This window comes from Pseudomonas sp. 24 E 13 (genome assembly GCF_900004715.1).
Classification (GTDB): domain Bacteria; phylum Pseudomonadota; class Gammaproteobacteria; order Pseudomonadales; family Pseudomonadaceae; genus Aquipseudomonas; species Aquipseudomonas orientalis_A.
This window is the reverse complement of the sequence record NZ_CVTO01000058.1, coordinates 32459-49532: the sequence shown is the minus strand read 5'-3', so window position 1 is coordinate 49532 and position 17074 is coordinate 32459. Positions and strand designations below refer to the sequence as shown.

General features: G+C 54.6%; 27 protein-coding genes and 1 tRNA gene. 19 read left to right on the top strand and 9 right to left on the bottom strand.

What is annotated here, in order from left to right; genetic code table 11:
• Nucleotides 1-457 precede the first annotated feature (457 nt).
• Nucleotides 458-1669 carry a site-specific integrase gene (locus BFP90_RS02635; protein ID WP_065895890.1) on the top strand — a complete coding sequence of 404 codons (1212 nt, stop codon included), beginning with the start codon at nucleotides 458-460 and terminating at the stop codon, nucleotides 1667-1669.
• Here BFP90_RS02635 and BFP90_RS02630 read toward each other — a convergent pair.
• Complete coding sequence (locus tag BFP90_RS02630; RefSeq protein WP_065895889.1) at nucleotides 1666-2190, bottom strand: hypothetical protein; 525 nt, start codon at nucleotides 2188-2190, stop codon at nucleotides 1666-1668. The genes BFP90_RS02635 and BFP90_RS02630 overlap by 4 nt on opposite strands.
• 117 nt (nucleotides 2191-2307) lie before the next feature.
• Here BFP90_RS02630 and BFP90_RS02625 point away from each other — a divergent pair, with 117 nt between their 5' ends.
• The 4 genes from BFP90_RS02625 to BFP90_RS02610 all read left to right on the top strand — a co-directional run bounded on the left by BFP90_RS02625 (nucleotide 2308) and on the right by BFP90_RS02610 (nucleotide 3613).
• Entirely contained in the window at nucleotides 2308-2514 is a 207-nt protein-coding gene (locus BFP90_RS02625; RefSeq protein WP_065895888.1) for a helix-turn-helix domain-containing protein, read from the top strand.
• Between the two features lie 95 nt (nucleotides 2515-2609).
• Nucleotides 2610-2882: a hypothetical protein gene (locus BFP90_RS02620; RefSeq protein ID WP_065895887.1), complete on the top strand. Its 273-nt coding sequence runs from the start codon at nucleotides 2610-2612 to the stop codon at nucleotides 2880-2882.
• Entirely contained in the window at nucleotides 2873-3145 is a 273-nt protein-coding gene (locus BFP90_RS02615) for a helix-turn-helix domain-containing protein (RefSeq protein ID WP_083203141.1), read from the top strand. The genes BFP90_RS02620 and BFP90_RS02615 overlap by 10 nt, the downstream gene beginning before the upstream one ends.
• A gap of 63 nt (nucleotides 3146-3208) precedes the next feature.
• The gene (locus BFP90_RS02610; protein ID WP_065895886.1) at nucleotides 3209-3613 is read left to right on the top strand and encodes a hypothetical protein; all 405 of its coding nucleotides are present in this window, start codon (nucleotides 3209-3211) and stop codon (nucleotides 3611-3613) included.
• 468 nt (nucleotides 3614-4081) lie between these two features.
• Here the strand turns inward: BFP90_RS02610 and BFP90_RS02605 are convergent, their stop codons facing one another.
• The 3 genes from BFP90_RS02605 to BFP90_RS02595 form a co-directional block, all read right to left on the bottom strand.
• Entirely contained in the window at nucleotides 4082-4600 is a 519-nt protein-coding gene (locus BFP90_RS02605) for a hypothetical protein (RefSeq protein ID WP_065895885.1), read from the bottom strand.
• Complete coding sequence (locus tag BFP90_RS02600) at nucleotides 4597-4911, bottom strand: hypothetical protein (protein WP_065895884.1); 315 nt, start codon at nucleotides 4909-4911, stop codon at nucleotides 4597-4599. The genes BFP90_RS02605 and BFP90_RS02600 overlap by 4 nt, the downstream gene beginning before the upstream one ends.
• 121 nt (nucleotides 4912-5032) lie before the next feature.
• Complete coding sequence (locus tag BFP90_RS02595; RefSeq protein ID WP_065895883.1) at nucleotides 5033-5251, bottom strand: hypothetical protein; 219 nt, start codon at nucleotides 5249-5251, stop codon at nucleotides 5033-5035.
• Between the two features lie 289 nt (nucleotides 5252-5540).
• On the opposite strand from BFP90_RS02595, the gene BFP90_RS02590 reads away from it, so the two are divergent.
• Entirely contained in the window at nucleotides 5541-6203 is a 663-nt protein-coding gene (locus BFP90_RS02590) for a DUF4145 domain-containing protein (RefSeq protein ID WP_043050367.1), read from the top strand.
• Nucleotides 6204-6223: 20 nt separating this feature from the next.
• On the opposite strand, the gene BFP90_RS02585 is transcribed toward BFP90_RS02590, so the two are convergent.
• Nucleotides 6224-6427 (bottom strand): hypothetical protein, encoded by a 204-nt coding sequence (locus tag BFP90_RS02585; protein WP_065895882.1) that lies wholly within the window; start codon nucleotides 6425-6427, stop codon nucleotides 6224-6226.
• Nucleotides 6428-6688: 261 nt separating this feature from the next.
• On the opposite strand from BFP90_RS02585, the gene BFP90_RS02580 reads away from it, so the two are divergent.
• The 3 genes from BFP90_RS02580 (at nucleotide 6689) to BFP90_RS02570 (ending at nucleotide 9072) form a co-directional block, all read left to right on the top strand.
• Nucleotides 6689-6883, top strand: a complete 195-nt coding sequence (locus tag BFP90_RS02580; RefSeq protein ID WP_065895881.1) for a YodC family protein — start codon at nucleotides 6689-6691, stop codon at nucleotides 6881-6883.
• Entirely contained in the window at nucleotides 6883-7149 is a 267-nt protein-coding gene (locus tag BFP90_RS02575; protein ID WP_065895880.1) for a DUF6953 family protein, read from the top strand. Before BFP90_RS02580 ends, BFP90_RS02575 begins: the two co-directional genes overlap by 1 nt.
• A 378-nt stretch (nucleotides 7150-7527) precedes the next feature.
• Nucleotides 7528-9072, top strand: coding sequence for a TIR domain-containing protein (locus BFP90_RS02570; protein WP_065895879.1), 1545 nt, complete (start codon nucleotides 7528-7530; stop codon nucleotides 9070-9072).
• Between the two features lie 186 nt (nucleotides 9073-9258).
• Here BFP90_RS02570 and BFP90_RS02565 read toward each other — a convergent pair whose 3' ends face one another.
• Nucleotides 9259-9450: a hypothetical protein gene (locus tag BFP90_RS02565; RefSeq protein WP_256097428.1), complete on the bottom strand. Its 192-nt coding sequence runs from the start codon at nucleotides 9448-9450 to the stop codon at nucleotides 9259-9261.
• Nucleotides 9451-10169: 719 nt separating this feature from the next.
• On the opposite strand from BFP90_RS02565, the gene BFP90_RS02560 reads away from it, so the two are divergent.
• From BFP90_RS02560 to BFP90_RS02535, 6 genes are all read left to right on the top strand, one after another.
• Nucleotides 10170-10586 (top strand): DUF5681 domain-containing protein, encoded by a 417-nt coding sequence (locus BFP90_RS02560; protein ID WP_065895877.1) that lies wholly within the window; start codon nucleotides 10170-10172, stop codon nucleotides 10584-10586.
• Nucleotides 10583-11014 (top strand): hypothetical protein, encoded by a 432-nt coding sequence (locus BFP90_RS02555; protein ID WP_058410856.1) that lies wholly within the window; start codon nucleotides 10583-10585, stop codon nucleotides 11012-11014. Before BFP90_RS02560 ends, BFP90_RS02555 begins: the two co-directional genes overlap by 4 nt.
• Nucleotides 11001-11210 (top strand): hypothetical protein, encoded by a 210-nt coding sequence (locus BFP90_RS02550; RefSeq protein ID WP_141688907.1) that lies wholly within the window; start codon nucleotides 11001-11003, stop codon nucleotides 11208-11210. The genes BFP90_RS02555 and BFP90_RS02550 overlap by 14 nt, the downstream gene beginning before the upstream one ends.
• A 4-nt stretch (nucleotides 11211-11214) precedes the next feature.
• Nucleotides 11215-12048 carry a hypothetical protein gene (locus BFP90_RS02545; RefSeq protein ID WP_065895876.1) on the top strand — a complete coding sequence of 278 codons (834 nt, stop codon included), beginning with the start codon at nucleotides 11215-11217 and terminating at the stop codon, nucleotides 12046-12048.
• Nucleotides 12049-12117: 69 nt separating this feature from the next.
• Nucleotides 12118-12462: a hypothetical protein gene (locus tag BFP90_RS02540; RefSeq protein ID WP_065895875.1), complete on the top strand. Its 345-nt coding sequence runs from the start codon at nucleotides 12118-12120 to the stop codon at nucleotides 12460-12462.
• 8 nt (nucleotides 12463-12470) lie between these two features.
• Entirely contained in the window at nucleotides 12471-13067 is a 597-nt protein-coding gene (locus BFP90_RS02535) for a tail assembly protein (RefSeq protein WP_065895874.1), read from the top strand.
• 136 nt (nucleotides 13068-13203) lie between these two features.
• On the opposite strand, the gene BFP90_RS02530 is transcribed toward BFP90_RS02535, so the two are convergent.
• A complete protein-coding gene (locus tag BFP90_RS02530) occupies nucleotides 13204-13668 on the bottom strand; it encodes a trypco2 family protein (protein WP_065895873.1) in 465 nt (154 codons plus the stop codon).
• A gap of 269 nt (nucleotides 13669-13937) precedes the next feature.
• Here BFP90_RS02530 and BFP90_RS02525 point away from each other — a divergent pair, with 269 nt between their 5' ends.
• Nucleotides 13938-14555, top strand: a complete 618-nt coding sequence (locus tag BFP90_RS02525) for a recombinase family protein (protein WP_065895872.1) — start codon at nucleotides 13938-13940, stop codon at nucleotides 14553-14555.
• Here BFP90_RS02525 and BFP90_RS02520 read toward each other — a convergent pair.
• Nucleotides 14533-15354: a hypothetical protein gene (locus BFP90_RS02520; protein ID WP_065895871.1), complete on the bottom strand. Its 822-nt coding sequence runs from the start codon at nucleotides 15352-15354 to the stop codon at nucleotides 14533-14535. The genes BFP90_RS02525 and BFP90_RS02520 overlap by 23 nt on opposite strands.
• A 141-nt stretch (nucleotides 15355-15495) precedes the next feature.
• Nucleotides 15496-15572 (bottom strand) — tRNA-Arg (locus tag BFP90_RS02515).
• A gap of 319 nt (nucleotides 15573-15891) precedes the next feature.
• On the opposite strand from BFP90_RS02515, the gene BFP90_RS02510 reads away from it, so the two are divergent.
• From BFP90_RS02510 to BFP90_RS02500, 3 genes are all read left to right on the top strand, one after another.
• Nucleotides 15892-16119 carry a hypothetical protein gene (locus BFP90_RS02510; RefSeq protein WP_065895870.1) on the top strand — a complete coding sequence of 76 codons (228 nt, stop codon included), beginning with the start codon at nucleotides 15892-15894 and terminating at the stop codon, nucleotides 16117-16119.
• Nucleotides 16120-16130: 11 nt separating this feature from the next.
• Nucleotides 16131-16310 carry a PA3371 family protein gene (locus BFP90_RS02505; RefSeq protein ID WP_065884436.1) on the top strand — a complete coding sequence of 60 codons (180 nt, stop codon included), beginning with the start codon at nucleotides 16131-16133 and terminating at the stop codon, nucleotides 16308-16310.
• Between the two features lie 392 nt (nucleotides 16311-16702).
• Nucleotides 16703-17029, top strand: a complete 327-nt coding sequence (locus BFP90_RS02500; RefSeq protein WP_065884435.1) for an Arc family DNA-binding protein — start codon at nucleotides 16703-16705, stop codon at nucleotides 17027-17029.
• The last annotated feature ends 45 nt before the right edge of the window (nucleotides 17030-17074 follow it).

Genomic DNA, 17074 nt, shown 5'->3' with positions numbered 1-17074 from the left:
CGAAGATTTCTTCAACAACTTCAACCACTTGCGCTTGCGATCTCTCGTAAGCGGGAGGCGAATTCTACAGAATCCACCAAGGGCGTCAAGCGCCTAAACCAAAAAAATGGAGATTTCCTTCCAGTTCGCCGTCCCTCTATATAGAAGAACAAACCAGACGTATCAAAAAGCGGTAGTTTCAGGCCCCATGAGCTGAATACCTCCCCTCTTTTCGGGAGAGATGATGGCCAGGCAAGGGAGCGAAGGTCTTGTGTATGGCGAACGCCAATAACATGAAGCGCAGAAGATGGTGTCCCAGGGCCGGTCCGAACGGCCAACCTTCCCCTTAGTAGGGTCAAAATAGAGCCAGCAAACAAAGGGCCGCACCTGTAAATAAAGGGCTTTGAGTTCCATTGAGTACAGCGGAACACAACGGTATAGTGTTTTTTGCTGTCACCCTGCTGTCACGGTCGAGCCCTTGAAAACCAAAATCACTCAAAAGCTGATCGGCAGCCTGGCCGCCGAGCCGAAAGCATACCGCGTGCATGACACCGTGCAACCGGGTTTCTTCATCCGCGTGCTGCCCAGCGGACACAAGTCGTACATGGTCACCTGGGGGCGCAACAAGAACGCAACCCTGGGGCGCGTTGGCGTCCTAACGCTTGATCAAGCCCGAACCGAGGCCGCCCAATATCTTGCCGACGCGCACGCCCACGGCGAGCCCCTGGCAGTCGCCCAGGGCCGAAAGGGCATCGCCCTACCGTCTCTGCGTGAATTCATCGACGACACCTATATGCCGTGGTTCAAGGCCCACCACAAAGGCCATGAAAAGACCTTGCACACGCTCGACAACAATTTCGAAGCGATCATGTCTCGGCGCCTGGGCGACATCACCGGTCGAGATCTGGAGCAGATCCGTACCGGATGGATGCAGGCCGGCAACAAGGCTTCAACGGTGAACCGCAAAATGGGCTCCATTAGCGGGGTATTCAGTCGCGCAGTAGAGTGGGACTACATCGCGGATCACCCCCTGGCCAAGCTGAAACAGCTCAAGGTCGACTCCAACGGGATTATCCGGTACCTAAGCACAGAAGAGGCTAAGCGCCTGCGGGAGGCGCTGGACGCCCGCCAGGATGAGGCGCGCACCGAGCGCGAGACGGCGAACAAGTGGCGCGCAGATCGAGGGAAAAAGCAGTTGGCAAGCCTGCTGCAGATTCCGTACACGGATCATTTGAAGCCAATGGTGCTGGTGTCCCTGAATACGGGCATGAGGCGCGGCGAGTTGTTTGATCTGAAATGGCCGGCCGTGAACTTCGAAACCAGGACGGTGACCGTCGCCGGCGACACCACCAAAACAGCCGACACGCGGCACATCCCGATGAACAAAGAGACGTTCGGAGTGCTGGACGACTGGAAAAAACAGAGTGGAGATTCCCAGTATGTGTTCCCCGGGCAGGACGGCGGCCGCTTTGAAGATGTGAAAAGCGCCTGGCTCAAGCTTCTGGCGCGGGCGAATATCGAGGCTTTCCGCTGGCACGATATGCGGCACGACTTTGCGTCACGCCTGGTAATGGCTGGAGTGCCCCTGAACACGGTGCGGGACCTGTTGGGACACGCCGATATCAAAATGACGCTGCGTTACGCGCACTTGGCGCCGGGCACCAAGGCCGCAGCAGTCGACCTTCTCTAGGCCTCAGGCCTGATCATGCGAAGCCAAACTTCGTAATCGACCACAATCGGCTTGTTCGCCTCGATGAACTTCGCATAAGCGACCAGGTCATCCCACTCCTCACGAACTCTCTCAAGATTGAGTGATGCCTTGTGGTAGACGTCCTGATAAGGGGCACGCCTGCGGACATCCTCGAAAATATCCACGTCCCCTTTGAATCTGTTGCTGGTTGTCTCGACATACACGAGGTAGGTCTCTTTATCTACCAGTTCAGGGCTCACATTCGCGAGCCTCAGCTTGAAAATTATTGGGTCTGGATCCCACAGCCAGCTAATGATTGTCGAAACAGGGACTTTGCTTCGATCACCAGAGAGGCTTCGAAGCGGAGACGGGATATTCACCTCCTCGAGCGCCCGCTCAATCAGCTCCTCTACCGCCTCGACAATTTTTATATTTTTGACCCGTGCATACAGTTCCAGGCCATCTTTTAGGTGAGGCGCAACCCTGGCAGACAGCACAACTTTTTTTGACCGATTTGACATTGACGGGCCTCGAATCGTCTACAAACTTTTTGCTTTCAGATCGTGTTACTTACAAATAGGATGCTTACGTTCCATTCAGTATCATACAGACCAACGGAACGATCAAGGGGAAACAAAATGAATGCAGCGCTACAGGTTGACCCGTCTCAAATCTCCCTCGGGGTTGATGAGGCGGCACGGATTACGGATTGCACTCGGACCGGCATCTATAAGGCCATCGCCGCCGGCGACCTGAAGGCTTTCAAGATCGGTCGTCGTCGTCTGATTCTGGTGTCGGAGCTGAAGGCTTTTGTTGAGCGCGCCGCGAAGGCTGGTGCTCGGTGAAGGCTCGGCCTGGGATGGCCTTAGAGGGGGTTGTCGAACCGGTGCTACCAACACCGGCCCGACGTATCACATCGGAATGCTTTGGGAAGCCACAGATGAGACTGATCAATTCTACTGCCAGCGCCGCCAATAGCGCCAGCGAGGCACACAACCTGGTCAGCGGCCGTCGCGCGCTGATCCTGACCCCGGAGCGCGCCAACCTGATTGGGCGGTCCGGTCTCCTACTACACGCCGACGGCGACCACTGGCTGATGGTGGTCGAGGGCAAGCGGTACCGTGTCCTCGCGCGCAGCCTCATGCAATTGCCTGATGACTTCACGCCGCCGCCCAAGGCCGCTGCGTTGTGGAGGGCCGCCAAATGCGCGTAGAACCAATCGAGCCCGCCCAGCCAGACCCGGACAGCCACTCAACAGAGGCGCAAGCCCTCAGGATGATTCAGGCCCTAAAGGCCGGGCCGGTGTCCTCCATCGACGCCGCACGTTCCCTGGATATCGTTCACCCGCCCTCCACGATCCGACACCTGAGGCGCAAAGGGTGGGCGATCATGACGGAGTGGTGCTACCAGACCGCCGCACCAGGCAGGCGACCGCACCGGGTCGGTCTGTACGTCCTTACCAAGGAAAGCCAGTAAACGAGCCGCGTAGACGCCCTCATTCCCGAGGGCGTCGGTGTGTGCCTGCCTGCGAGTTGCCGAATGGCCAGAAAGACTAAATACAAGGTCGACTTCGGCGGTGGTCGAGTACTGGCCTTGCCCTATCGACTGCTGATCAGTGACGCCTTCGACAATCTGTCGACAAAAGCCGTGACCGTGCTGATCAAGCTGGCCAGGAACTACAACGGCCGCAACAACGGCGACCTATCGTGCACAGCCTCAATGATGGCCAAGGGTAAGTCCATGGACGCAAAGACGCTTTCCTCTGCCCTGGCCGAGCTGATGGACGCCGGGCTGATCATTCGCACCAGGGAGAACCGCAAAGGAGGCAGGGAGCAGGGAATGGCTCGTTGCGCGCTGTACGCGATCACCTGGGCAGCGATAGACGACTGCCCTGGAAAGGATCTGGAAATAGGGCCTGGCCCGCCACGCTTCAAGTTCGTGTAATTCGAGTTTTTCGGTGGGAATTTTTCCGTCGAGTAGTGGGAATTTTTCCCAGTCATCGACCTTTAGCTATCCCGTTGCGTCCCGTTAGTTTTCTTGAGTGCCGGGGTACTGGGATTTTTTCCTACTACCTTTCAATAAAACCGGGGCCTCCAGCGGTGTAGCTGGAAGGAAAATATCCCACCCTTATTAAATTACCACCACCAGGGGTTAATAAGATGGGACCACAGACGTACCAACAGGCCCGATGCACCCATGGGTATGCAGGGAAATGTAAGCGTATCGGAGGCTTCACTTTCCTTGTTATCGACTGGTTGCCTTGGACAAAGATCGGAATGTGCAGACCGTGTGCCGAGGAAGTGAGGAAGGACCTTATCTACCTCGCTGAGAAGGCACCCACCGCCAACAAATGAAAAAGGGCACCACCCTGTGACGGGGTAGTGCCCTTGATACCACGAAAGTTTCGTTGTTTCAGGCTTGGTCCAGTGGAATTGCCCTGTAGGGTTGATCGCCGCCCAGGTCATCCGAACCGAAAATGGACCGATTGACAGCCTTCCGGCTCTCCAGCATCAGATCGTGTTCATCATGCGTGCCGATGCCCGCCGCTACCCACTCTGGCAGCTCCTTGCGGCGCCGCATCTCGTTCAAGTGCGTCCACCACCGGGTAGCGTGTGTGCGTTCGGCAGAAATCGCCTCGACCACTTCGTTACTGCGCTGATCCAGCAGGTAGTGGGACAACGGCGGCGCCTTTTGCGCCTCCGCGTTCGCATCATCCAGTTCGTTTTCCATGCACTCGCACCACTGATAAACCTTGGAATACCAGTCCTTTAGGGCGAGGGTGCCCAGTTGCGCGAGCGCGTGAGGCGTACTGTCTTCGGGGAAGGTCTCAAGCATCAGCGTGAATATTGCGCTCACGTTATCGAAGGCGCTGGTCACTTCGTACAGATCCTGGACGGCAGTCTCGGCGATTGCCTTGTGGGAGCGGCTCATTGATCACCCCCGGCGCCCAGCGCAGCACACCCGGACAGCGCGGCGGCGATTTGCTCGCGGTTACAGTCGGCGGTGTTGGCGCCGTCAGCAGCCAAGTTCCATGCGACGTCTACCAAGTTGCGGACGTGCTGACTGGTGCCCTTGTCTGCCAACGCAGCGTAGAGAACCGCCTCAACTTTGCGTAGGGCTATCTGGGCGCTTTCAAGGTCCTCAAGCGCGTCATGGGCGACCTCTTGAATGCTGCGCTGGACCCCGGCGGCGTGATTGTCTTGGCGTTTCAGTGGGTTACTGGTATTTTGGTATAGTTGCATGACGTGTACCTTCAAGTTTCGTCGTGTGATCGCCAGGCCGCTGTTAGCGCAGCGGCTTGGCACCTCTTCTGAGATGGCCCAAACCTGGACTATCGATTCGATCGGCTAAGGTTTCAGCCGATTAGCGCTTACCCTTCTCGCTGATCCAGCCTGCCGCCCAGCTCAAGGGGTCTTTCGACCCCATCGGCTTGAGTGGCTTCCCATCGCGTGCCGCCTGCTTACCTTCCTGCTCCGTCTCTGTGTGAATCCACACCGTGGTGTTCTTGTAGCCCCCTGCTTTCTGACGCTCCTTGAATGCTCGCTGGCGCAACGTGTTCGGGCTTTCGGGTTTGTCTGCCATCTGAATTCCTCATTACCGGTAACGTGAAATCATACTGTCACGGCATTACCGGTAACGCAATAGGGTGTGCAAAATAATTGCATCCCCCAAATCTGGGTTATCTGCACGGCCGAGATAACACGGGTTCGCGTGGCCTCTACTGAAATCCCGGTAGTTTTGCGAGGGAGTCGTAAAAGGGTTCCGCTCCCACAATCAACACCAGCTAGGAAGTTCAGCGCTATTGCTAATACACAGGAAGGCAAGCGAGTATCGATGCAGAAAAATCGCCAAGACGGAAAGGGAATTGAACATGACGAGGCTTTTGGAAAAACGGTTCGGCGAACTTGAGGTGCAACTCGAAGCTATCGAGGCGACCAAGCGGATGGAGCAAGGCGCTCTGAGCGGATCCCCATACCCGCACATTAACGCCGATCTAATTCTCAACTGGACTGTCAAAGCGAAGTCGCTTTTATCGAATGCGTGTGGCGAAAAATCGTATCATTTGTCCGCTTTCGTCGAAGCAGAGAAGCCGCGCCCCTACTCAAACAATTTCGAAACGCTTCAGCGCGTTAAGGCCGTCTTTCTGGCAGCCAAAGAAGATTATGAAGGTGGCTACCTCAACAGCGTTCGCAACCTGGTGCAGGCAGAAGTGTTCACCAGCGAACTGGAGCAAGCCGAGGAGCTGCTCAAATCTGGGTATGCAACAGCTGCAGCGGTCATTGCAGGAGTTGTGCTTGAGACGACCCTGCGCGATCTATGTACAGCGCACGGGATAGAGCACGGCAGCCTCAACAAAATGAATGACGATCTGGCTAGAGCGAACGCTTATAACGCCACTCAGAAAAAACGAATCACGGCCTTGGCAGGAACTCGCAACAGCGCGGCTCATGGCAAGCCGGAAGAATTTACGGCTGCAGAGGTGAAGGGGATGATTGACGACGTTGAGAGATTCTTGGCTATGGCCCTGCAATGAGCTCTCGGACGGCATGGGCGTTATAATCTCAGCTGCCTGATCACCTGGCGCGGATCGGCGCCGGCGGATATTGCTGAGATGGCGTCTTTGGTCAGTTGGTCCAGGGCCTGCTGTTCGAACGCCTCGGCCATGGATGCAGCCTTGCGCACGATCAGCAGCGCCAGTTCGGGCGGGAATGTGGTGTTGGATGGGTCGGGCAGGTAATCGCAATCGATGACTGACATAGGGGCTCCGATAGATGTGCTCAGCTTTGAGCTTATCTCCGCGCAGCACTTCCAGGTGAAAAATCCGCATATTCGCCAAAAGGCAGTGAATTATCGCGCAGTGTGACGTTTTGGTCTCACTGAGACGGTTTGGTCTATCTCAACAACTACCCACAAAACGAAGCGCGATCGCAATGTCAGTCCCTCCGAGCTTGAAAGCCTTTTGCCATCTCGATACTGTGAGGCGTGGGAAATTTCCCCGACATACGAGAAGGCAAAGGAATGAGCACTGGTATCGAATTCAAGGTTGGTGAAATTGTAAAGTTGAAATCCGGAGGTCCCGATATGACGGTGAGAGCTTATCGCCTTTCCAACAACCTCTATACGTGTCAATGGTTTGCCGGCAAGAAACTGGATCAGGGCGAATTTCGAACTGAAAGCTTGGTACGTGTTGACCTTGCGCCTGAGAAAAGTTGATGGACGCGGAAACTGTTGCAAATTGGATGCTCGCTCAGATCCAACGGGAAGACTGCATCTATCAAGAGGATGTAGTGGACCATCTGGTGAAAGCCAAGCAAGAGAGCCTACTAACCGAAAATACAGACGGGAATCTAGTGGTCGGTAAGGAGGTGCTGGCCGCCTTTCGCAAGCTGACACCGGATAACGTGGTATGGGTCAAGCCTGATCGGTATTGGCGTTTCCGTGTGGCTGAGGATGAGCCAGGACGTGATGCAAGAGGTTGAGCTGAGGTTACAGGCCCTACGCCCTACCTAGCAGGCAGAGCACAGCATAGATCACCAAGCGTTGCATGACTTACTCGCTCAATCTGTGGATGCGCCCAATATTGTATGGATGGCGGAGATGCGAGCAGAAATACCCGCATCTCACTCCTGCACTCAAATTTGAGTGCACCTCCATAACCAGGTAAAAACCCTGAGATACTCTTCTACGACAGTGAATCATCGCTCGGCGCCAGGACTTTGTCTCATTTCCTCACCGGGTCATCAGACCGAAAATGCGATTCAAGCGAATGATTACGGTCAGAGCAGTGGATCGTGATGTTTTCGGCTTTCAGAAAGGTATTCCGTTAGCTAAGATGATCTCTTTTTGGGTTGAGAATCATGACTAATTCGCTGCCGCCCGCAACAGTCGAGCTCCAAGACGTTTTCAAAAAGAGTGGAGTTCCAACTCATACATTCGTCGAGGCAAGCGAATTCAACAGAGTTTTGGTCGCGCTGCGAACGGCCGGACGAGGCATGATCATCGAAGGCCCCTCTGGTATAGGGAAAACGTCCTCCATAAGAAGAGCGGTAGAAAAAATCCCCGACCTTGAGTGCAGATTTTTGACGGCCCGTCGCACTTCAGATGTGCAGGAAATAGAGGGCATACCTGACAGAGGTAATCTCGGTCTAATTATAATCGATGATTTTCACCGTCTTGAAGAGCCACTAAAGCAACGGCTAGCAGATAAAATCAAGCTTCTTTCAGACGAAGAGGACGAGACTAGTAAGCTTGTATTGATAGGTATCAATAGAGCTGGGCAATCCTTAATTGATTATGCGCCTGACCTTCTCCATCGAGTAGAAATAATTAGGTTCGGCAGAACCAACATAGAGCGCATAGCAAAGCTGATAGCAAGAGGACAAGAAGCATTAAACTGTTCTATTGTCGCAGCGGACGGAATTGCTGAAGAGTCCGAAGGCAGTTTCGCGATGGCGCAAGTCCTTTGCCACGAAGCCTGTTTACAGGCGGGAGTTCTAGCATCGGAGACCTCTACACGAGTAGTTGAGGTTAGCTTGCCGGCGATCAGAGAGTCGATAATTAAAGAGCTTACACCGAACTTTTATCAGGTCGCCAAAGATTTTGCTACCGGTAATAAGCTTCGGCGGGAGGGGCGAGCGCCATACCTCCACCTCCTGAAATGGCTATCTGCCACACCTGAGGGAGACTTGGATACCAGAGAGGCTATACGGGCAAATCCTACTCTGAAAGGAAGCGTCTCTCAGGTTATAGAGAAAGAACACTTATCCATGCTGATTTCTGGAAATGCTCGAATTTCCGCAATCATTCACTTTGACTCAGTGAGCCAACTGCTCACTGTAGAAGACCCAAAATTTCTATATTTTATACGACATCTCGTGTGGTCAAAGTTCGCGCGACAAGTAGGCTACGATAATTTGGAGTTTATTGGCCGCTACGACTATGCTCTTTCTTTCGCCGGAGAAGATCGAGAAATCGCGCGCGCGCTATACGAGAGTCTTGCATCTCGAGAGTTAACCGTATTTTATGATGAAAACGAATCTCATCGAATTTTGGGAAACGATGTCGAAGAGTATCTTGCTCCTATCTATCGGACAGAAGCAAATTACGTCCTACCAATGATTAGCAGTACATACCCACGCAAAATATGGACTAAGTTCGAATCGGAACAGTTCAAAAATCGGTTCGGGGAGAACTCGGTACTACCTATACTTATTGATGACTTCAATCCGTCACAATTCGATATGACGGCTGATGTTGGGCATATGAGGGTTCGAAGGCAGGAACTACAAGCTGATTTGGATATCGCAGTAGAAATGCTTTGCCAAAAAATTGTTGATGACCGTGCGCGAAGAGAAGGTGCTGATCAGGCATCTGAGGATCAAGAAGAAGCGCCGGAAGAGTAAGTATGGTCCACAGTTAGACAGACCAAAGGATCCGACTCGGACCGTTTGGTCTGCTTGGCTCCCGCTCCTCCTGACAGCAGGCTGGAACAGGTGTTGCGATGACAGCAACACCTTCATTTAACGGTGATCTGGGCCACTTAAACCAGGGCACGCCCTCAAAACGCGAAAGCGTGCCGCATCTGCCTCTTAGCGGATTTTTCTTGCGTAGCCTTTCTTGACCACACGCCCAATATAGCTATTCAGCCCTTGGCCAGCTTTAGCCAGCCGGTGCATTTCAGCAATAGATCCCGGCCCAGCGCTTTCATTGGTATAGAGGTACTGCGCACCGTCATTAAACTCGACAGTGATAGAACCATTCCCTATCTCAAATGCGGCCACATTTGAGTCTCCTCCTAAGTTCCTATAACGCTCCATTAGCTTTCCTTTGTACGGTAGCTCGTGAGCAGGCCGGCTATCTGGCCTGTGGCCATGACGTTAGCTCAGGATCGCTACTTGTCCAAAAAAGAGCATCAGTTTCGACAGTCCACGCAAGGCCCAATCGGAATACCTGGTAGCAGTGTAGGTTTACCACCACTGGTGGAAGATGCGTCCAAAGCTGGACGCATCAAATCCGCGCCACGTTTTCATATCTCGCAAAACGTGGCGCGCACACCTGACATACCGAAATGGGATGTCAGCCCTCCCAGCTCCATCCTCAAAATGAGTTCGGACTGAGCCGAAAACCCGGCCCTGTATCATTTTGGCTTCTGCCGACTTAATGCAACAAAATCCCCCTCTACAATCCTGCCAAAACTAAGTATTTCAGTCCCATTCAATCCCGTTCTGTGTAGCACCTGAGGTGCACCTAAAAAGCACTGGATAAATGATCAGATCATGCCTAATGTGAGTTTTTGAGCCACTCAAAACCCATTCGAGGCAGCACCTATGAACACAGCTAAGCCCGCCCGAGGACGTCAGCACAAACCAACTCGCTCCGAAGTTGCTGCCGCCTGGGGCCGTCTTCGCGAAGCCGCAGCAGACGGAAGCGTTCAAGCATCCGCCCTGCTGATAGCGCTCGCTGAAAACAAACCGGTCATCGCCATGGAATCGCCCGCCGCATGACTGATCGAGATAAAGCCGGCAAATGGAAGCCGGGGCAGTCAGGCAATCCAGGTGGCCGCTCTAGCCAGACGCAAGAGCTGCGCGCCCGACTCGCTGAAGGTGCAGACGCCGTAACAAAGAAGGTTCTGACAGCGGCCAAGAAGGGCGATATGCAGGCTTGCCGTCTGATCCTTGAGCGCCTGGTACCGCCAATCAAGCCAACTGCCGAGACAGTGTGCTTCGAACTCGACGACACCGACCTACCCAGCGCAGCCAAATCAATCCTTCGCGCAGTTGCCGCCGGCGAGCTACCGCCCGACCAGGGCAAGGCATTGATCGAAGGGCTAGGCGCTGTTGCCCGAGTCATCGAGGTTGCCGAGCTACAGAAGGCTGTCGAAGAACTCCGCGAACAGATGGAGGGAATGCGGCAATGAGCATCAAGTGGATGCGGGCCGAGCTCAAGCGAATTGCAGAAAAGATCGGCGCCGATGACGAAGAAACAGTGCTCGTTATGTTGACGGTGGTGGACTGCAGGGTTGGCGCGGTTGAGGAGGAGATGGACTACCCCAAGACAGTGGGCCACTCCTTCAACTATCCCGTCCTCGGCGTACAGACGGTCATGCACTTCCCACTGTGCACCATGAACAGCTATGACGCGGCCAATCTGGCAGAGGCGTTCATTCTCCACGTCCGAGCAATTGAAAGTCTCCGCCGTCCCGCTCCAGTAGGTGTGATGGATATGCGGCCATTCCCAAGCGCTGGCGCCTGGATCTTCCCGCCATTGGCTGACGGGCAAGACATCAAAAATCACGTCGCCGAACAGTACCGGCTGATCCTCGAGGCCCGCCATGAACATCCGTAGCCAGGTGGCCAAGCTGCGTCAGCAATCCGGGCTCACTCAATTCAATCGTGACGTGCGAGAGATCAGCGCCCTTATGGACGAGTTGCACGCAGCAGCAACCGGCGGTGACGCCCGGGAGAACTTGTCCCTACTCCAAATCCTGAGCGAAGCCTCAGACCAAAACCGGCCGAACCACGGCCAGACAATCAAAAGGTAACCCCATGAAAATCGGCAAACGATCCGTCCTCAAAGTTGGCTTGGCCAATCTCCATTACTCCGAATACGAACACCACCAGGTAGAGGCAAGAACATTCAATATCCAGCGCCCCGATGGCACCAAAGGCACCTGGCAGGCCGGTGGCTTGTTGAAGTCTGTTCGCCATTTGCAGGGCTTGTCGCTGGAGGCGTTCAAGGACCTCGGAGAGGAAATCCTCTCGATTCGCGGGAACAAGGACCTCAACGCCGCTGCTATTGAGCGCAAGGGCAAGGAGCAGATTGATGGAATCATCCCCGTCCTGATGCCGGCGATGGAGAAGGCAGCAAAAGATATGCTCACGTTGGCCCAAACAGTGGCCAGCGGCTTTGCCGCGGTCACGCCGCGCGCTAGCTCGGACGTTGTTGGTTTCCTGGCCGATCAGGAGCTACGAGCCATCGTGCGTAGCCTCAAGCCGGAAGAGCGCCAGCGACTAGTCGCTGAGGCGCGCGCAGGCAGTCATCCCGACGTTGTAGAGGCTGTACTCAGGGCAAACCCAATGCTCTCCGGGCTATCGCCAGAGGCGGCTGACAGCCTTTCGCGTGCAGGCATTGCCGCGTCGCGCGCCGAAGACATCGAAGGGCTCAAGCAGATGTTAGCGATCTACGATGACGTGTTGGCCACCGCCTCCAATGCCGGTGTCGCACTGAGCGGTATGGTCGCCAATTCGAATGGATACACCGGCCGGTTTGAGAAGTGGCGATCGGGCTGTGAGGGCTCCGAAGCACTTCGCGAATGGCTGGCGAAAATGCCCACTCGCACCTCTGCAAAAGCGACCCCTGATCATTCCGAAGCGGCCTAACTGACCATCCGTGCGCTACGCAAATATTGGTAGCGCCGATCAGCCGGCTGATTCTTTGAGTAAGAAAACATGACGTTTCAAGAGCGCTATACCGAGGCGTGCAAAACGCAGAAATTCAAACCCTACGAACTGATCCAGGGGCCGGACGCCGGCTACACGGTGTGGGAGGTCCAGCACGTCAGCGGTGGCCAACAGGTGACAATCGACGGCCCCTTCTTCACCGAGGAAGAGGCCAGGGTTTCGGCCGACCTGCTGAGGGGTACATTCCGAGGCGCCCGGGCCAGTGAGGCGATCTACAACCGGGTGTGGAACTACGACCCGCGCCAGGAGCAGTTGACCATCGATCAGGCGCATATGTCGCGCGCAGTGCTCGCCATTCGCCTTGGGCTTCCAGCCCCGTCCACCAATCCATAGGAGGCCCCATGGCCGCTACAGCAATCGAATACGCCCCGCTCACCACCATCAAACTGTACGGGCAGCTACGGCAGTTCGGTAAGTCCTACCAGTTCTCCGTCCGCACGACGGCCGAGGCCATCAAAGCACTGTCAGTGCAGATCCCAGGGTTTGAACGGTTTCTGTCTAACGCAAAGTCTCGCGGGCTCGTGTTTGCCGTGTTTCGAGGCAAGAAAAATATCGGGGAGAGCGAGCTCACCTACCAAGGACAAGGCGACATCATCATCGCGCCTGTGATCGTTGGCAGTAAGCGCGCTGGGGTTTTGCAAACGGTCGTCGGTGCGCTGCTTATAGCTGCTTCATTCTTCACGTTCTGGGCGCCTCCAGTATCAGCCGGCCTGTTTGCATCTGGCGTGGGTATGGTCGCCGGCGGCGTAATCCAAATGCTCAGCCCCCAGGCTGGCGGCCTCAAGACGAGCTCAGCGCCAGAAAACACGCCGGGATATGCGTTTGGCTCCGCTCGGAATACCACAGCCTCCGGCAACCCGGTACCGCTTTGCTGCGGCTACCGCCGCTGGGGTGGCGCGATCATCAGCGCTGCTATTTATGCTGAGGATCAGGTGTAAGCGCAATCGAGTACGAACCATCAGAACGTCTAACAGATATCCGTCTTGATGGGGCTCTCCACTTAAGCAACCGCGCCCATGCCCCAATAAAATGCGTGGCGACAGGAGCGCTGTCGTCATCTCACCTAAAGCATCACTATTTCGGACCTTTGTGAGTACTTTTCTTGCCTGTAGCCGTAGGAGAGCTTTTCGAGGGGCCAGATTTCTTCGCTCTAGGCGCCTCTTTATTGACAAATTTCGGCGCTTCTTTGACGACCGTCCCTCGAGGTAATGAAACAGTGAAGGTATTTGTTGATCTGCCTTTAAGTGCCGTTGGCGTCACCTTGTCAGGTATCGTTATGGGATGCATTTCCTCGTCCGCATCAGCGTACACAAAGGGATGCAATTTTATCGTCACCTTGTGAGTCTGAGTGGCCTTTGTTGACCCGCCAATATCAAGAACTAAGAGCTTTGCCCCAGCCTTAGCGCTTGCATCCAAACTAAAAGAAACCTCCAGCTGGACCTCTCCCATCTCAAAAAATGGGGTGTCGTTATCGATTGATTCAATCAGCTCGGCCTTCACCTCTTTTATGAAGTCAGACAGGCTTATATTCCCTTTCATCACATATCCTTTTAAGTGAAATACGATAATCAGCCAGCTGCAACTGAGTGGTTCTGATGTTAGCTCAAGACCTGAGCTTTGCTAAAACTGGGGGTAGAACCAAGAGAGGAGTTCGAGGCATGGATCGAAGCGCTCGAATCCGGTACAGCTTGAGGGTATGCCTATCCAGATACAGGCTTATTTTGCCTTTCTCGGGATTTTCGCTTGATAAGTAACACCCAAAGTGCAACAGTATTAGTAGAACGCCCTAACTGATACAGGCACCCATGATGTTCATTCGCGCATACCTCCGAGCCTCCACCGAAGAGCAAGACGCAGGCCGCGCCCGCGCCTCGCTCGAGCAGTTCGCCAGCGACCATAACAAGGTCATCGCCAGCGTGTACCTAGAGAACGCCAGCGGCGCCACCGCCGACCGGCCGGAGCTGCTGCGCCTGCTGAAAGATGCACGTAAGGGTGACGTGCTGCTGGTGGAATCCATCGACCGGCTATCCCGCCTTCCGGCGGAGGATTGGCAAAAGCTCAAGGCCGCGATCGACTCCAAGGGGCTGCGCATCGTCGCGCTCGACCTGCCGACCAGTCACCAGGGAATGCAGGACACGAAGGGCGACGAGTTCACCGGACGGATGCTTGGGGCAATCAACTCAATGCTGGTGGAAATGATGGCGGCGATCGCGCGCAAGGATTACGAACAGCGCCGCGACCGGCAGGCCCAGGGCATCGAGAAAGCCAAGGCCGCCGGCAAGTACCAGGGGCGCCCGGTGGACGCCGATCTGCACAAACGCGTGACCGAGTTGCTCGGCGCCGGCCTGGGCATTCGCGCGACGGCCCGGCACGCCAACTGCTCGACCACCACAGTACTCAGGATTAGGGACGCGACTCTGCCTTAGAGACGGCAACTAGGGTTGCTTCAGCATGACGAAGCGCTGCCGACCCAAAATCTTGCCCGCTGAGCAATTGATCGAATGCTTGGAACAACTGCTTATCGAATTGGAGGTTAAGCCAGCGCAATCGGGAGTGGGGCTGGCGCTTGAATTCATCCAGCACCACTGGCCCTAGCGCCGCATGGATCAGGGAGTAAATATTTTCATCCTCATACCAGATGAGCCGGTTGGGCTCGGCCCTACCCTCCCGAAAGAGATAAACAACTCTTCCGAGCATTCCATGATAGGTGGCGAAAAGAGCCCAGATGACCTCACCAAGGAATGGACGGTGGTTTTCCACTTTTCCAAAAAACCTGACCATCAAATCGTGTTCGACCTTGCGCAATCCATCGCCTAATGGGCCTTGGTAGATTTTTAAGAGCTCGGATCGCACCAGTACATCAGACAACTTGATTCCCGCGGGGAACAACTCGCGCGCTTCCAGCACCGCGAGCCAGAGCACTTCGATCGCCTCAATTCTCTTCGGGATCGTGGCCTTTTGGACCTCTGTAAAAGATGATGACGCTATGCGTAGCTTGTCGGCTTGCCGATCAATTTCCGATTTCAAGATAGCGAGGTTTGAATCGCCTTGAGCCCGTAGTTCAGCTTTGAGCTGCTCTAGTCGATCATCGTACTCGTGCTTAACGCTTGCCTTTAACTTTTCGGCAATCCATGTCCTGCAAAGCAAGCCTATTGCAAGCACAAGGACGGTCGGAGTTACGGCAGACTTTAACGCGGACCACACCATCTCCAGCAGGTTTTCCATCAGCATCTTCCATACGCCGTGAATACGAAAAAGCCCCGCCAGGTGCTCCTGAATGGGGCTTTCTTTTTACCTCCTGCTGTCACCCTGCTGTCACGAAGAAATAACTCTGTGAGAGGCATGACTTGAAAGGCCTGATTTATATGGTGTCCCAGGGCCGGTTCGAACGGCCAACCTTCCCCTTAGGAGGGGGATGCTCTATCCAATTGAGCTACTGGGACATGTCGCGATCGTCGGGCCAAAGGCTCAGCGACGGACGGCGTGCATGTTAACGGCCACGGTAAAGTTTGTCATGTCATCCGTTGGCTTTTTGATCGTAGGCCAATCCTGCAAGCATATACGTGGTGCCGCACTACATTCGCTCGCCCCGCCCCATCGTGCAGATTGCATCCCAGCAAATTGCCATCATTGCAAATTGCAATGCACCACAACCTCGACTGACCCGCAAGCCATTGTTTATATTGAACTAATAGGTTGGCACGAGAGCTGCAATAGTTCTTCTACTAACCCGATTTGATACAGGCATACGGAGAAGAAATCATGAACAGCGCCCTTTTGCTCGGCCTCAACGCATTGGCACTGGCCGCGCTGGCAACCTTTCACTTCCAGCCTGCCGATTTCCAAGACACTGCTCAGATCAATCAACCCGTCCCCCACCATCTGCAGCAACGTCCACAGTTGGCGGTCATGACTGCCAATGCCCAATCGCCCATTCGCTTGGCCCAAGGCACCCAAGAAGCCCCAGCATCCGAACACTGGGTATTTTGAGAGCGCTACTCATGTCCAAATCCGCATGGTTATTTCTTTGCCTGACGCTTCTCACCGCTCTACTGGGTTTGAGTAACGATATGCGGGAAAGCGCGACCCTCGCATTTATCGCCAGCGCTGTGTTCGGCTGCCTGCTGATCGTGTCGCTCGCCATTGGTCGTCGTATCAAATTCGACCCCGTGCTGCGCTAGCCCTCCCCGCCTCAAACCCTGCCCTACCTTACGTCGCCCCGCGCTAGTAAAAGAGCATACTGCCACTACCCTTATAGATGAGGGCAAAAGGCCATATTGCTTCCGGCACAAACTCTTCAACCCGATGCAGGACAGGTTTGCGTGAAGATCAGGAATGTCCGATCCGAGCAAAAACTTTTCCAACCAGTCCGCAAAAATGCAAATCAGTGCTGGCATAAAGCCTGTAGGCGGTTCAATATTTGTCACAGAATTGACGCCAAGGAAATGTCAAATCTGAGGCATGATGCGGCCTCTTTGCAATTCGGGTTGAACTTTGGTCGTGAGCCTTGTCTTAACACACATCCTTGCGGCCAATTCCAGAAACCGCTCCCCTGAACTAACCGGTTAAATATATGCGCCCATTGAAACAGGCAATTTATTCCAGCCGTACGGCTGACAAGTTCGTCGTACGTCTGCCAGACGGAATGCGGGAACGCATTGCCGATGTGGCCCGCAATCATCATCGCAGCATGAACTCGGAAATCATCGCTCGCCTGGAACAGAGCCTTATTCAGGAAGGTGCTTTGGGTGAAGAGCTAAGCATGCGCCTGGACAGTCCGGAGCTGTCACTGCACGAACGCGAACTGCTGCAGCGTTTTCGTCAGCTTTCCCACCGCCAGCAAAATGCTCTCGTTTCGCTGATCGCGCACGACGTAGAGGCGGCCGCAGAAGCTAATTGATTTACACTTGAAAGCCGAAGCCAGCTATATGCTGGCTTTTTTTTG